General features: G+C 46.6%; 12 protein-coding genes, 1 riboswitch and 1 other annotated feature. Of the genes, 3 read left to right on the top strand and 9 right to left on the bottom strand.

From position 1 onward, the window contains the following. Nucleotides 1-208: 208 nt before the first annotated feature. The 3 genes from H509_RS0103580 to H509_RS0103570 all read right to left on the bottom strand — a co-directional run bounded on the left by H509_RS0103580 (nucleotide 209) and on the right by H509_RS0103570 (nucleotide 5,079). Nucleotides 209-1,876: a glutamine--tRNA ligase/YqeY domain fusion protein gene (locus tag H509_RS0103580; RefSeq protein WP_028543858.1), complete on the bottom strand. Its 1,668-nt coding sequence runs from the start codon at nucleotides 1,874-1,876 to the stop codon at nucleotides 209-211. Nucleotides 1,877-1,991: 115 nt separating this feature from the next. Beyond that, nucleotides 1,992-3,245, bottom strand: a complete 1,254-nt coding sequence (ilvA, locus tag H509_RS0103575; protein ID WP_028543857.1) for a threonine ammonia-lyase IlvA — start codon at nucleotides 3,243-3,245, stop codon at nucleotides 1,992-1,994. A gap of 77 nt (nucleotides 3,246-3,322) precedes the next feature. Beyond that, nucleotides 3,323-3,663 (bottom strand) — a binding site (T-box leader). A 141-nt stretch (nucleotides 3,664-3,804) separates the two neighbouring features. Then, nucleotides 3,805-5,079, bottom strand: a complete 1,275-nt coding sequence (locus tag H509_RS0103570; protein WP_028543856.1) for an MFS transporter — start codon at nucleotides 5,077-5,079, stop codon at nucleotides 3,805-3,807. Between the two features lie 390 nt (nucleotides 5,080-5,469). On the opposite strand from H509_RS0103570, the gene H509_RS0103565 reads away from it, so the two are divergent. Beyond that, a complete protein-coding gene (locus tag H509_RS0103565; protein WP_028543855.1) occupies nucleotides 5,470-6,837 on the top strand; it encodes a Na+/H+ antiporter family protein in 1,368 nt (455 codons plus the stop codon). Nucleotides 6,838-6,987: 150 nt separating this feature from the next. On the opposite strand, the gene H509_RS0103560 is transcribed toward H509_RS0103565, so the two are convergent. The 6 genes from H509_RS0103560 to H509_RS0103535 form a co-directional block, all read right to left on the bottom strand. After that, nucleotides 6,988-7,812, bottom strand: a complete 825-nt coding sequence (locus tag H509_RS0103560; protein WP_051286790.1) for a TatD family hydrolase — start codon at nucleotides 7,810-7,812, stop codon at nucleotides 6,988-6,990. Between the two features lie 132 nt (nucleotides 7,813-7,944). Beyond that, nucleotides 7,945-9,477, bottom strand: a complete 1,533-nt coding sequence (locus tag H509_RS0103555; RefSeq protein ID WP_028543853.1) for an MDR family MFS transporter — start codon at nucleotides 9,475-9,477, stop codon at nucleotides 7,945-7,947. 305 nt (nucleotides 9,478-9,782) lie between these two features. Then, nucleotides 9,783-10,637, bottom strand: coding sequence for an ABC transporter ATP-binding protein (locus H509_RS24180; protein WP_084159060.1), 855 nt, complete (start codon nucleotides 10,635-10,637; stop codon nucleotides 9,783-9,785). A 13-nt stretch (nucleotides 10,638-10,650) separates the two neighbouring features. After that, entirely contained in the window at nucleotides 10,651-11,427 is a 777-nt protein-coding gene (locus tag H509_RS0103545) for an ABC transporter permease (protein WP_028543852.1), read from the bottom strand. Beyond that, nucleotides 11,424-11,717 carry a thiamine-binding protein gene (locus H509_RS0103540; protein WP_028543851.1) on the bottom strand — a complete coding sequence of 98 codons (294 nt, stop codon included), beginning with the start codon at nucleotides 11,715-11,717 and terminating at the stop codon, nucleotides 11,424-11,426. The genes H509_RS0103545 and H509_RS0103540 overlap by 4 nt, the downstream gene beginning before the upstream one ends. Before the next feature lie 91 nt (nucleotides 11,718-11,808). Then, nucleotides 11,809-12,855, bottom strand: a complete 1,047-nt coding sequence (locus tag H509_RS0103535) for an ABC transporter substrate-binding protein (protein WP_028543850.1) — start codon at nucleotides 12,853-12,855, stop codon at nucleotides 11,809-11,811. Between the two features lie 364 nt (nucleotides 12,856-13,219). Further along, nucleotides 13,220-13,332: riboswitch (TPP riboswitch) on the bottom strand. Between the two features lie 161 nt (nucleotides 13,333-13,493). On the opposite strand from H509_RS0103535, the gene H509_RS24175 reads away from it, so the two are divergent. Both H509_RS24175 and H509_RS0103525 read left to right on the top strand, forming a co-directional pair. Continuing rightward, nucleotides 13,494-13,970 (top strand): YbgA family protein, encoded by a 477-nt coding sequence (locus tag H509_RS24175; RefSeq protein WP_036696010.1) that lies wholly within the window; start codon nucleotides 13,494-13,496, stop codon nucleotides 13,968-13,970. Between the two features lie 98 nt (nucleotides 13,971-14,068). Then, nucleotides 14,069-14,806 carry a ZIP family metal transporter gene (locus tag H509_RS0103525; protein WP_028543849.1) on the top strand — a complete coding sequence of 246 codons (738 nt, stop codon included), beginning with the start codon at nucleotides 14,069-14,071 and terminating at the stop codon, nucleotides 14,804-14,806. The last annotated feature ends 2 nt before the right edge of the window (nucleotides 14,807-14,808 follow it).

The raw sequence follows: 14,808 nt of genomic DNA, 5'->3' as shown, positions 1-14,808 counted from the left end.
GTACAGAGCAGTGCTTCCTTTACCTCTTAAGGTGAACATCATATACAGCACACACTCCTTGTCTGACATTTAAAAAAACAGCACCGCCGAGTAGCGGTGCTGTTCATGTACTTACTTGTGTACTTTATGTGTTATGCCACGGACCAAGCCGCAAACATCCTCACATTTATTTGACTAGCCAATTGTCGATCTTCACATGCAGATGAAATTATGACTTGGGCAGTTCAAAAGAACTCTTCAAAGATACAATCAAGTTAAATACAATATTGCCATCCTTCGTATACTTTGAATCAGCATTAAAGTAGCCATGACGGAAAAATTGGAATTTATCTTGAGGTTGCACATCCTTCATATTTGGCTCAACAAAGCCCTGCTCCGTTACGATCGAATTTGGGTTCAAATGATCGAGGAAGCTGCCTTCGCCCTCTGCTTCTTCCGCTTCATCCAGAATAAGCGGCTCGTACAAGCGGAACTCCGCTGGAACGGCGTGTGTGGCTTCCACCCAGTGGATCGTGCCTTTTACTTTACGGCCTGTAAATCCGCTGCCACTCTTCGTTTCTTGGTCATACGTACAATGAATTTCCACCACATTACCTGCTTCATCCTTCACAAAGTCATTACACTTAATGAAGTATGCGTGCTTTAAGCGCACCTCGTTGCCAGGGAACAAGCGGAAATACTTGTTTGGAGGATTCTCCATAAAGTCGTCTTGCTCAATATACAACTCGCGCGAAAACGGAATCTGGCGCAGACCCATCTCTGGAACTTCTGGGTTGATTTCAGCGTCCAGCCACTCCACTTCGCCCTCTGGATAGTTCGTAATGACGACTTTAAGCGGCTTAAGAATACCCATCGTGCGTGGAGCCTTCAACTTCAGGTCTTCACGAATAAAGTAATCCAAATACTTCGAGTCGATAGTTCCATTACTCTTCGTCACGCCAATCTCGCGGCAAAACGTACGGATCGATTCCGGTGTAAAGCCACGACGGCGCAAACCAGAGATCGTTGGCATACGCGGATCGTCCCAGCCGTCAACCACTCCTTCATCCACGAGCTGCTTCAGCTTCCGTTTACTCATAACCGTATTGGTCAAGTTTAAACGTGCAAATTCATATTGATGAGGAACCTTTTCCATTTCTGTCTCTGCGACAACCCAATCGTAAAATGGACGCTGATCCTCAAACTCCAGCGTACAAATAGAGTGCGTTATCCCTTCGATAGCATCTTCGATCGGGTGTGCAAAAGCATACATCGGATAAATACACCATTGGTCGCCCGTGTTGTGGTGCGGCGTGTGAGACACTCGATAAATGACCGGATCGCGCAAGTTAATGTTAGGTGATAACATGTCAATTTTGGCACGCAGCACTTTCTCCCCGTTCCCAAACTCTCCCTTGCGCATACGATCGAACAGCTCCAAGTTCTCTTCCACAGTACGATCACGGTAAGGGCTATTCTGGCCTGGCTCCGTCAGCGTGCCACGCGTCTCACGAATTTGCTCAGCGTTCAAGTCGCACACAAAAGCTTTACCTTTATTGATGAGCACAATAGCCCGATTGTACATCTCTTCAAAGTAATTCGACGCAAAATTAAGCTCATCCCATGTAAAGCCAAGCCATTCCACGTCCTGCTTAATGGAATCGACATACTCTTGATCTTCTTTAATCGGATTCGTATCATCAAATCGCAAGTTCGCGCGGCCTTTAAATTCTTTAGCGAGTTCAAAGTTCAAACAGATCGACTTCGCGTGCCCAATATGCAGGTAGCCGTTCGGTTCTGGTGGAAAACGTGTAATGATTTCATTCACGCGACCTTCCTTTAGGTCTTCCACGATAATGTTACGTATAAAATTAGAAGTGTGATTCGAGTTCTCCATAATATCAACCTTTCTGAATGTCCTCACAACAAGTAAATTGTTATTTATAGTGCACAAGGGACTATGCTTATTCTCCATAATATAACGGTAACGTCTGTCCAGTTCAACTACGAGCTTACACTAACAAGTCAAACAAGACAGAATCTTTGTTGACTTCAATATAAGTTAAGTTTTTCTTCTTCATCCGTGCGAGCAATGGCGCATAATCGTCAGGATGCTGGAGTTCTATACCCACCAGCGCTGCCCCATTGTCCTTATTATGCTTCTTATAATACTCAAACCGCGTAATATCATCATTTGGCCCGAGCACCTCCTGCAAAAACTCGCGCAGGGCTCCCGCACGCTGCGGGAAGTTAACCGTGAAATAATATTTTAATCCTTCATATATAAGTGAACGTTCTTTGATTTCCTGCATCCGGTCAATATCGTTGTTACCACCACTGACTACGCACACCACTGTCTTCCCACGAATATGTTCACGGTACAAATCCAGTGCCGCTATCGTTAAAGCACCCGCAGGCTCTACTACAATCGCGCTTTCATTGTAGAGTTGTAAAATAGTCGTGCATGCTTTGCCTTCTGGAACGTGAATCACGTCATCAAGCACCTGGGAGCAAATTTCAAAAGGAAGCTGCCCCACACGTTTGACAGCCGCACCGTCTACGAATTTGTCGATATGCTGCAAAGTTACAACTTCTTTTTGCGCTAGCGCCTCAGTCATAGACGCTGCACCTTGCGGTTCTACCCCGATTATGCGTGTGGTCGGACTTACTGTCTTAATGTAAGAGCCTACACCTGCCGCTAGTCCTCCACCACCGATCGTCACAAATGTATAATCTGCGGGGGCATCAAGCGACTCCATAATTTCCATCCCGACGGTTCCATTACCTGCTACGATGTAAGGATCATCAAACGGATGAATAAACGTCATGCCATTTTCGTCACACACTTTCATAGCTGCTTCGTAAGCATCATCATACGTATCCCCTGTCAGCACTACATTTACATAGGTGCCACCGAACCGCTTCACTTGTGTTACCTTCTGACTTGGCGTCGTGCTAGGCATTACAATGGTGCCCTGAATACGAAGAGCCTGACAAGAAAACGCTACGCCCTGTGCATGGTTGCCTGCACTAGCACATACGATGCCTCGTTGCAGTTCTTCCTCAGACAGATGACGAATCTTGTTGTAGGCGCCTCTAATTTTAAATGACCGGACAACCTGCAAATCTTCCCGCTTCAAATACACATTACAATCGTATCTTGCAGACAGTATCGGATCACGCTGTAGCGGCGTGCGTACAATTACTTCCTTCAGTACGTGATGCGCGCGTACAATATGCTCCATCATTACGTTTGTCGTTCCCATGTCCAGCTCCTCGCTTTCAGCTCACTTATCTCTCTAGTTCTTCGTTGTTCTGCCAGAATACAAAAAAAACCCGTCCCAGAAGGGACGAGTATATACTCGTGGTACCACCCTTATTCTGCACGTCATCCTATCGTCAGCATGCCGCACAAGACAAGCTTCCGCTATCTTCGTGTGCTTCTACTGACCTTATGCTGTGCAGCACTTGGTCGCGCTATTCTGCGCATTCCCGATAACGGAGGATTCCGTCCACACTTACTCGCGTATCCGACGCTGTCATGCACCTTTAGCCGGCTGCATCGTCTTCGCTTCAGCGTGACATTTCAGAGAGGATTTACGTATGCGCTCGCCATCGACTTGCACCAACCGTCGACTCTCTGGAAGCTTCCCGCAGCGTACATGTTCTCATCACCAATGTTAGTCCAACCTACATGTTGTTTACTATTATGTGCCCGTTAGTTACTAAAAGTCAATGGTTTATCAGCTATTCGTCTTCCATAGAGAGACATATCCATTCTCATGCAGCCGTATGCTCTTCAAGACAAGGTAACAGCAGAATAGTCTACTCATTGCTCGCCAACGTATTGTTTAATGAAGTGGGCCCAGACTCAGGTTCACGCATCCGCAAAGTCGGGATCATAACCGCAACACCTAAAATAAACAGCACCGACGCAATCCCGTATAGCGGCACCAATGACAAAGCTTCTTTTAAAATGCCGGATACCGCCATCGTAATGACCATCGAACCGATAAACATCGGACTTAATATACCGTTGACTCGACCGATAAAATCAGGCTCTGTATTTTTTAATATTAACGTACTGATTCCGATTTGAATGCTTGGTAGCACCAAACCACCGATCAGTTGTGAAATTAAAGTCAACCATAGCACGGTCGACCACCCGCCAATAACCATACTTATACTACTAATAAACATACCGAAAACAAGCATCTGCTGTGGTTTGAATTTCTTGCCAAACACCATCGACAGCGCGCCACCTACAAACATCGCCGCGCCGTTCACCATTAGCAATACGCTCAAATAAGATTCAGGCAGTTGAAGACGTTCCGTCACTAAAAATATTGCCATAGGCTGGATAAGTCCCAATGCAAGCCCTGCAAGTGCAAAGCAAGCACCTAATGATTTCAGCAAGCTGCTATTCATCACATAACGGAAGCCTGCTGCCAGCTCTTTCCCGACAGTAGAGCCGGAATTTGTTTGGTTCTCTTCCACTTTATCCGGAGGAAGAAAAGTAAGCGCAAGTGCAGACAACAGGAAGGCAATACCTGTTACAATCAAGGACACCGTAATACCGTATTTTTGAAAAATAAACGTCCCTACTCCAGGGCCCAACACCATAAAAACAGCAACCATCGTCTGGAAAATGGACATTCCTGCCTGCATCATATCTTCTGGCACGTGATGCTTAAACAGCTTCATAGAGGATGGCTGTGAAAATTGCGACAGAATAGCAGACACAAAGGTCGTAAAGAAGACCGCCTGCCACGATCCCATCATTATGGTAAGTAACACAGTAAAGACAGAAGCCGCACTTAAAATATCACACCATACCATCGTCCGCTTAGGACGCCAACGATCGGCGAAGGTGCCTCCTATAAAGGAAAAAATAAAAATCGGTGCAAATTCAGCCACCGATACAAGTGACACAGCCGTCGCATTTTTGTTTGTCATTTCCACGACATACAGCAGCACTGCAAAGTTGCGAATCCAAATGCCCAATTGCATAAATAATCCCGCTACCATGATGGCCTGCACAAATCGGTTTTTGAACAGACTAAGCGGTGATGCGTGTCCTGGGGGATGTGTTGCTTTCATTATTATTCTCTCCTCCATGTGAAATAGAGCCTATAACTGTACGGTTAGAGACAACTATTCCGTTTCATCTCATCTTGTCATCTAGTGGACATTATTCAGTGTACCTGCATAAATAATACGCTACAATCGGGCTGGAGAACGGTTTGAATGGATATCGTTTACATATTTTACAACTGAGGTGGTGATACAGCTACATAATGGTTTATCGTCATGCTGCGGCTCTTGTAGCCTGACTTAGGGAGAACAGGAAGTCCAGCTTCATGTTTCCGTCTACAAAACGTCTGATTGTTAAACATTGTACGTTGCTTTGGTAAAGTGGTAATGTTTTAATTAGTTATCATAGTAAAACGTAATAAAACAATTATTTTCTAATATGAATGGGTGACATCTATGAATGCCGTATTGTTATCTTTAGCGACCTTATTCGCTTTAAGCCTTTGCCGAGTCCACATCGTGATGGCAATGCTTATATCAGCCGTAGTAGCCGGACTATCAGGCGGACTTGGCGTAACACCAACGATCGATGTTTTTACAGAGGGGCTTAAAGACAATGCATCTATTGCGCTAAGTTACGCGCTGCTAGGCGCTTTTGCCGCCGCATTAACTGAAACCGGACTGCCTGAACGAATCGTACACCGAGCAAGCTTGTTAGTTGGACGCAAACAAGCAGGGGCGAACACGAGTCATATGACCCGTTTTGCAGTTGTCATTGCCATTGCATGTATCGCCTGCTTGTCGCAAAATGCTGTACCTGTACACATCGCATTTATACCTGTGCTTATACCACCGCTTCTAGGGCTGTTTAACTCTTTGCACATCGATCGCAGAGCAATAGCTAACGCCTTAACCTTTGGCTTAATCATGCCGTATATGCTCATTCCGGTTGGATTCGGCGCGATCTTTCATGAAACGGTAGCCGCGAATATGACGCAAAATGGCTTGCAGGTAGATGCGTCGATGCTTCCTAAAGCGATGCTCATCCCTGCGATAGGGATGATAACTGGCTTGCTTTTCGCTACATTTTTCTCGTATCGCAAAGCAAGGCACTACTCGGCATCGCAAACGTCGTCTGGTCCTTTCGTTGCCGGACAACATGATTCGATACAGGCTGATACTGCTGTTTCAGCCGCCAAGCAAGGGTCTGCGCATATGACGATAGCAGGTATACTGTCCATTGCGGTGATGCTTACGGTGCAGTTAAGCACCGGCTCCATGATTTATGGCGCAGGCGCAGGGCTTGCCCTTCTGCTGCTAGCCAAAATAATGCCACGCGAGCGTTCGGATCGCGTCTTCTCAGACGGCATGCGTTCGATGTCGTACATCGGCTTTGTTATGATGTCAGCCGCGGGCTTTGGCGCCGTCTTACGTGCGACAGGCGACATTGAGTCGCTCGTGCAGGCTTGCGCCAGCTTTGTCGGTGACAATCGCGCATTCGCAGCCATCTTGATGCTCGCGATCGGGCTGCTTGTCACCCTTGGCATCGGATCGTCGTTCTCAACGATCCCGCTGATCGCCACAGTATTTGTGCCGCTAGCGATGAAGCTTGGCTTTAGTCCCCTCGCAACGATATCATTGATCGGGACGGCCGCTGCTCTTGGAGATGCTGGCTCGCCAGCATCAGACAGCACATTGGGGCCAACAGCTGGCCTTAATGCTGATGGACAGCACGATCACATTTGGGATACGTGCGTGCCTACCTTTTTACACTACAACGTGCCGCTGCTCGTCTTCGGCTTTATAGCTGCCATGCTGCTGTAGAAGACGCGGAGTCATGTTCGTTCACAGGAGAAAAGGATATCATCCTCGGTTAAGGAAAATGATATCCTTTTCTGAATTGAGCTAGGCCATATCTGCACATATTCCTGCTATAACATCTCCGTCAACGTGTCAACAGCTCCAATTAACTGCTCAGAACTCGTATAAACGCTGCGCATTGCGGTACAATATATCCGCCGCTTCCGTCTCTGAGAGACCTTGAAGTACTGCCCACTTCGCTGCAACAGACTTTACCATCTCAGGCTCGGTCGATCGTCCAACAAATGGACCTTCGAACAGCCAAGGACCATCTGTCTCCGTCATCACTTGACCGCTTGGATATTGGTTTGCAAGCTGCATAATCTCCGCTTCATACAAAAGATCAGGCGTAAATGATACGTAATATCCGTTAGCGGCCATACGTTGAATCGTTTTGTTGTCTCCTTTGAACCAGTGAAAATGAGCCTTTCTTACACTGTGCCGCTCCAGCATGTCACATACAATTGGCGCATCATCATAAACGGCGTGCAACACAATTGGCTTGTTCCATGCGGCTGCCCGCTTTATAAAAGGCTCCAGCAATTCGATGTAGGGCTCCCGATGAAACGGCTCGCCCCTCATCAACGCCTCTTCACGCCGATAATAAGGCAGACCTACTTCACCAATGGCACGCATCTGCGATTGGCGTTGATCCATCCACGCGAACAAAGCTGCATATGCCTCTTCAGACGGCAGCTCTTGTTCTGGATGATAGCCGTACGCGGGCAGCACACGATTGCTGCATGACGCTAATACCTCGGTTGCCTTGCAAGATTCCAAATGCATCGAAACCGCAACAACATAATCTACCCCCGCTGTCGTACCAAGTGCGCTCATAAACGCACTTGCCCTATCTTCCTCATACATATCCAGATGAATATGGGTGTCCACATAACGACGGACCGGATAATTGTTGATGTCCTTATATGCTGTTGACATATGGACGCCCTCCCTTATCGTGTTCAAATATAAATCGATTAGACCTTCTTTTCTGCCACGTAAAAAGGCCGCTCCAAGCCGCTTTAAGCTATTGCTTTCAGCTGCCTGGAACGACCTTTGTCAAATTGCCTTTTATTTTGCACGTTTCACTGGCTGCTGCTCACCTGTGAACCCGCCTTTGTTCACAATTAAGCGATCTTTACCCATAAGCATAATGCTAACTAACGCAAAAGCAACCGGAATAAGCGCCCACAAGAACAAGTCCGAGATTGACGAAGCAAGTGCAGAGGTCATCTTGCCATACACCTCTGGTGGAATTTTCACTCGCATCTCTGGCGTCAGTAATGCTTGGCCGCTCAGTTCACCAAATGTTTCGGTACCACCTGGCATCATATCAGCTAACCGATTCGCGAAGATCGAGCTTTGCAATGATCCGAATACGGTAATCCCGATGGTCATCCCTAACGAACGGGAGAAGGAGATCGTGGAATTCGCAGCACCGCGCTGATCAAATTCCAGCTCATGCACAGAAGACATGCTGAGAAGTGAGAAGGAGAAGCCCACACCAAGCCCAGTCAGCACCATGTATACGGTCACTAAATATCTAGGCGTATCTGGTGTCAGGGTGCTCAAGCAGATCATACCAGCCGTAAAGAACAATCCGGAAACAATCATCAAATTACGATAGCTGGTCTTACTCACCAATAAACCCGCGATCGAGCTTGTAATTACCGATCCAACCATCATCGGAGTTAAAATCAGACCGCTGTTGGATGCCGAACCACCATAAACCCCTTGCACATACATCGGAATGTAGATCGTACCGATGACAAAAGCGACTCCATAGAAAAATCCGATACTTTGGCTCGCTGCAAACAACTGCCGCTTAAAGAGGGAGAACGAAATAATCGGCTCACTAACTTTTGTTTCAATTGCTAGAAACATAAGCAGGAAAACAACAAAGGATGCAAACAAACCAAGGATAGGATAAGAATTCCACGCAAAGGTTTTACCGCCAAGTTCCAATGCAAACATCAAACTTACGATAGATAAAACAAGTGTACACGCCCCGCCCCAATCAATACGGTGCTTCGACGTAGAAGCCGTCTCTTTATAAAATTTCATAATCAGCCATAACGATACGAGGCCCAATGGCAGATTAATATAGAAGACCCACTCCCATCCGAAATACTCCGTGATATAGGCACCGAGTAGAGGACCTGCCACACTAGATATTCCAAAAACCGCGCCAAACAAGCCCGTCATCTTACCCCGCTTCTCAGGCGGGAACACATCAAATATAATCGTAAACGCAATCGGCATTAAGGCGCCGCCACCGATTCCTTGTACAGCACGGTACACAGCCAGCATTTCAATACTCTGGGCCGTACCACAAAGAGCACTCCCAAGCAGAAACATGAGCAGGCCAAAAATATAAAACCGTTTGCGCCCATACATATCGGACAATTTGCCGAAGATGGGCATCCCCGCCATCGTGGCAACCATATATGCAGATGTTACCCAGACAAACTTGTCAAAGCCGCCCATCTCACCAACAATCGTTGGCATCGCGGTCGCTACAATTGTATTGTCTATTGCTGACATTAAAATCCCTAACAGCAGTCCAAGTACAATCGGTCGCAGATCACTTTCTTTCTTTATCATCGCTTTATTTCCTCCTCAACCTCGACTGAAGCTGTCCATAACATGTTGTCTATGTTTATGTAATGACATTCATTATATACGAATCATTACATATTTTCTACATAGATATTGAACGATAAGTCAGGTTAAGAATTTATTATGTGGCCTTATTCTAAAGGATTCACCCTTAGACTTCATCATACTATCCTTTACACTTGACCATAAAGTCAATTTCTAAATTCACTCTATGACTGCAAACAGCATTACATGACAGAAGAAGGCCACTAATGATGCCGCACCTATTCACATATCCACAATAACTGCGGCTACTGCTGCCGCAGCATCCCGGCTATCTGCTGCTTTAGCGCTGCAAACGCAGGGTCTAGCGTTAATGCTTGTTGCCGTGGTCGTGCAAACGGCACCTGCACCCGCTCCAACACATGGGCTGGCCGATTCGACAGCACATAAATCGTATCAGACAGCAGCAAGGCCTCCTCTATGCTGTGCGTAACAAATAACACGGAACGCCGATGCCGTTCCCATTGCTCAAGCAGCCACTGCTGCATCTCACTGCGCGTAAGCGCATCTAACGCACTGAACGGCTCGTCGAGCAGCATCAGCTCATGCGGGCTAAGCAGGGCCCGCAAAAATGCTGCACGCTGCTGCATCCCGCCAGACAGCATATGTGGATATGCCCGTTCATAACCCGCGAGGCCTACGTTAGCCAGCCACTGCCGAGCTTCCTGACGAAGCATCTTCTTGCTATGTCCAGCCAGTTCCTGTGCCAAAATTACGTTGTCCTCAATAGTCCGCCACGGGAATAGAGCAGGCTGCTGCGGCATATAACTTACATGTCCCGTCTGACCTACAACCGATGTGCCATTAATAACAATATCCCCCGAAGTTGGCCGCAATAGTCCACCAATCAGATGAAACAAGGTGCTTTTCCCCGATCCGGAAGGCCCAATAATCGTCACGAATTGTCCACGATCTACGGACAGGGTGACATCGTCAAGCACATGTACACGTTCCTTCGCGTCTGCGAAGCTGACGCTTACACCTTGAACCTGCAACAAGCAGTCCTCTCTTGTTTCATGTACCTTACCTGTGAACGTATCTACTGTATCGCCCGTAGCCGACTTATTTAATTTTGTACTTACATCGTCAAGCCATTGCTGCATGTTCAAGCCCCCTTCACTTGTTGCGCTGATGTGATCGTGCAGCTTGCCAGTGGACAACACGACGTTCGATCGCCTGCACGATACTAAACATCGTAATGCTCATAAGCACAACGATAGCAATCGCAACAAACATCCGGTCTGTACGGAAGGCTGCTTTTTGCAGCACCATGTAATAACCGATCCCTTTATCCGTACCTAACCATTCAGCTACGATAGCACTCATTACACTATAAGTCGCCGCAATCTTCAGACCGGAGAAGAGCGCAGGCATGGCATGAGGAAGCTCCAACTTCCAAAAGAGCTGCGCACGAGTTGCTCCTGCCATTCGCATATAATGAAGCATCGTACGATCCGTCTGCATCAGTCCATCCATTAGCGCAATTGTGATCGGGAAAAAGCAGACTAACGTAATAACTACAATTTTAGGCATAAGTCCAAAGCCAAACCAGATCATAAGCAGCGGCAGGAGCGCAATTGTCGGCACATTTTGACTTAAGATGATAAGGGGATAAATGGCACGCTTCACAAGTGGAATCGGATGCAGCAGCATAGCAACAACCAGCCCCACAGCTGCCCCACAGCCAAAACCAATCAAGGTTAGCTCCAGCGTAGCCCAAGTGTGCTTTAAGAGAGATGGAGCACTATGTATCGCTTCTGTTACGATATCGATTGGACTCGGAAGCATCCATTTTTCGACTTCGAACATAAGGACAGCCAGCTGCCAAACGATAAGCAGCAAAAGGACCGCCACGATGGGCGGCCCCGCTTGCGACCAACGACGTCGACTCATGGCCGGTACTTCTCTGTTAACGTATCCATCGTAATCCCCGATGGTGTATACAATATTTTGACCTGAGAAATAACACTTGGGCTTCCGAACTCAATCATCGCCTCATTCATGCGTTCGATTACGCGCAGCAGCTCGCTCAGCTCACCTTCCATCGTTGTGTCCAACGCATTAACCTGGTGCTTTACGCCAGACTGTTGAATGATTTCAATTGCTCGATCTACATAGGGAATAACATTTTCACCGTTTGGTGTTTTCGGAATTATTTGAATACTCACTAAGCTGTTGGCCATCCTGCTCTCTCCTTTATATAAAGCATAAGTTCACACTATGTTGTTCATACGTTCATTCAATATAAGTAACGTCGTCACAAAGGATTCATTCCTACGATGCAGGCAAAAAGTCATTCGTGTACGCTTTGTCAATATCGATCGTCTTCTCCATCAGCTTGTTGTCCACTAACCACGTCATATAATTGTCCCACACTTCTCGTTTCTGCTCGCCCCAACGTGGTGCATCATCCTTATATTTAGGGCTGAGCCACTTCTGACTGGCCTGTACAAGCTCCTTATTCAGATCAGGCACTGCTTTTAGCAGCAGGTCAGCTGCTTCCTCTGGCTTATCAATTGCAAATTGATATCCTTTGGATACTGCGCTCATAAACGATTTTACTAGTTCAGGATCATCTTGAATCGTCTTCTCATTTGTAGCGATGACTGGCGTGTAGTAGTCCAGCTTGTCCGAGAATTGATTAACATAGATCATATCAATCGGCTCGCCACGCAATTCGGCTTCAATTCCTGTCCATGCATAAAATATCCATGCAAAATCGATATCTTTCTTTACCGCTGTAAAATAGTCTGCGTTGCCCATATTTACATTTTTTACTTTATCATAATCCGCTTTCTCTTGCTGCATGATTGAACGAATCACCGCTTCTTCTACAGGCGAACCCCAACCACCATAGGTTTTGCCTTCGAAGTCGTGAGGTGTTTTAATATTTTTAGCCTTTGGTGCTGCAAATCCGGACGTATTATGTTGAATAATAGCAGCCAAGGATACAATCGGCACACCTTGAAGGCGAGCCTGTGTGATGTTCTCTTGCACAGTTACTCCAAAGGGCACTTCTCCTGATGCAACCATAGCATCCGATCCGCCAGATCCAGGTGGAATAATTTCTACGTCCAAGCCTGCTTCTTGGAAGAAGCCTTTTTCTTTTGCTACATACAAACCTGTATGGTTCGTATTGGGCGTCCAGTCCAACACCATTTTTATGCTGCGCAATGACTTAGATGAAGATTCAGCGTCTTTGCCAGAAGTGCCACTATCCGCACCACTGTTGTTCGTTCCTGTGCCACAAGCGGCTAACATAGTGGCCATCATCAAGATTACTGCCAGTATGAGTCCGCGCTTACGCGATGTTTGTTGCATGTGTTACCCCTCCTAATGTCCTCTAGCTGTATCCTATTTTGCCCTTGCAGGGCAGCATGCAGCATCACCGATTCATTGAACGATCTAACTTCCAACTGTTACAGGGTATAACCATAGCACCGTATCAAACAACGTATACTAAAAAACGCCCCAAAATATTGGGGCGTTACCAGCTGCGTCTATAAGGATGGCGATAACATAAAGCAGCTTACTACTAGAACAGGCAACGATCGTTCGTCATCTCGTCTTTAATGGCATCACCTTGATTCTAGTATCCCTATTCGGAACAGCTAACCAAGAACCTATTCGAGATGTAGCATCGCTTGTACTGTTAACTAGCTGCACAGTGCTTCACTGTTACTCTATACACCATCATACGTCTTACCTACGCTGGCATTACCCAGATCAGGTGAAAGGGTCAGTATCTTGTGGGATACGATCTCAGCCGGCCTTATTCCAGCTCCCCTAGCGTCCTATTCAATTCAAGTGGTGATGACACGACTTTTCACACGTAATTATAGACCTGACCTCTCTGAATGTCCAGCATAATCCATCATCGATTTGACATGTTATGATGAAAGAGCAACATTTCTGGAGCAAGTGATCAAGCACTCTTCATTAAATAGGGAGCGATACCGATGAATACACAGAACGATCCCTCTCAACTTTATAAGCTATCGGACATACGCCGATACACCGAACAGCTGTGGGCGGGAATGAAATATGATATTATGGCACGTGGTTACCGATACTACAAAGAGATAGCCGCTCAATTTAGCCAAGCGAAAAGTGTGGCGGACTACGAACAAATTCAAGTAGACTTGCTCTATACTCAGCACCATATCCCTTATTCGCCAGCTGGTTTACGTACATCAATAGAACATATGTGGGGTTACGTCAGCAAGCATGTTTCCCTAGAGGAACGTATTCAGTATGAAGCCTTGTTGCAAAATGGACTGGCTGCGAAGGATGATAAGGTGTATGATTCGGCTTTATTCTTGCCTGAATCCTGGCTTCCTGTAGTGCAGTGGCTAGCTCTCATGGCAGATCAGTATCACTCTTCCTATTTGCAACATACGTTTAAGAATAGTTTCTTTGGGCGCACATCCCGATAAATATGCATACTCTATCGTAACCCTACAACGCACGGGAGTATCAATGTTACGTTGTATTTCAATCATTAGACGGACTAGACAGGAGGATAACAACTAAGATGAACGACGTCTTGATTGGCAGTACGGTGTCAGCACTGTCTACAGGCTTGGGGGCTATCCCCATTTTATTTTTGAGAAACATGACACATCGTTGGCGCGATATTCTGCTCGCTTATACCGCTGGCATTATGACTTCCGCCTCCATGATGAGTCTTATACCGGAAGCGTTGGCGCATTCAAATGTATTCGTACTTGCTATCGGTATTATGCTTGGATGCTTTACACTGCTCTTGTTGGAAAAAGCCGTACCACACCTTGATCTTGAAAATTCAGGCGTAGTTCGGGGCGTTGCCAATATCGACAAGCGCTCCTTGCTGATCATTGCGGCCATCACAATGCACAACCTGCCGGAAGGTCTATCCGTAGGTGTAAGTTATGCTAGCAGCAATGATACACTAGGACCCTTAATTGCCCTTTCCATCGGCTTGCAAAATGCACCCGAGGGCTTTCTGGTTGCTTTGTTTTTAGTGAATCAGCAGGTTAGCCGATTAAAGGCGCTCTTTATTGCGACGCTGACTGGCGCGGTTGAGATCGTGACAAGTCTGATTGGTTATTTGCTAAGTACCGTTGTGAGCAATATGGTGCCTTACGGATTGTCCTTTGCTGCTGGTGCAATGATGTTTATCGTGTATAAGGAGCTTATTCCAGAAAGTCATGGCGACGGACACCAGCGCTCTGCCACCGTATCCTTTTTGCTAGGTCTAATTACGATGGTCGCCTTAATCGAGTGGATTTAAGA

Source organism: Paenibacillus taiwanensis DSM 18679, from assembly GCF_000425125.1.
GTDB classification, from domain to species: domain Bacteria; phylum Bacillota; class Bacilli; order Paenibacillales; family Paenibacillaceae; genus Paenibacillus_B; species Paenibacillus_B taiwanensis.
The sequence above is the reverse complement of the archived record's forward strand: the minus strand, read 5'-3'. Positions and strand labels throughout refer to the sequence as shown.

Coding starts and splice junctions, on each gene's coding strand:
- H509_RS0103545 (WP_028543852.1), bottom strand. CDS start 11,427: ATGAGTCGACGTCGTTGGTCGCAAGCGGGGCCGCCCATCGTGGCGGTC.
- H509_RS24175 (WP_036696010.1), top strand. CDS start 13,494: ATGAATACACAGAACGATCCCTCTCAACTTTATAAGCTATCGGACATA.
- H509_RS0103525 (WP_028543849.1), top strand. CDS start 14,069: ATGAACGACGTCTTGATTGGCAGTACGGTGTCAGCACTGTCTACAGGC.
- H509_RS0103570 (WP_028543856.1), bottom strand. CDS start 5,079: ATGAAAGCAACACATCCCCCAGGACACGCATCACCGCTTAGTCTGTTC.
- H509_RS0103560 (WP_051286790.1), bottom strand. CDS start 7,812: ATGTCAACAGCATATAAGGACATCAACAATTATCCGGTCCGTCGTTAT.
- H509_RS0103540 (WP_028543851.1), bottom strand. CDS start 11,717: ATGGCCAACAGCTTAGTGAGTATTCAAATAATTCCGAAAACACCAAAC.
- H509_RS0103555 (WP_028543853.1), bottom strand. CDS start 9,477: ATGATAAAGAAAGAAAGTGATCTGCGACCGATTGTACTTGGACTGCTG.
- ilvA (WP_028543857.1), bottom strand. CDS start 3,245: ATGGGAACGACAAACGTAATGATGGAGCATATTGTACGCGCGCATCAC.
- H509_RS24180 (WP_084159060.1), bottom strand. CDS start 10,637: ATGCAGCAATGGCTTGACGATGTAAGTACAAAATTAAATAAGTCGGCT.
- H509_RS0103580 (WP_028543858.1), bottom strand. CDS start 1,876: ATGGAGAACTCGAATCACACTTCTAATTTTATACGTAACATTATCGTG.
- H509_RS0103535 (WP_028543850.1), bottom strand. CDS start 12,855: ATGCAACAAACATCGCGTAAGCGCGGACTCATACTGGCAGTAATCTTG.
- H509_RS0103565 (WP_028543855.1), top strand. CDS start 5,470: ATGAATGCCGTATTGTTATCTTTAGCGACCTTATTCGCTTTAAGCCTT.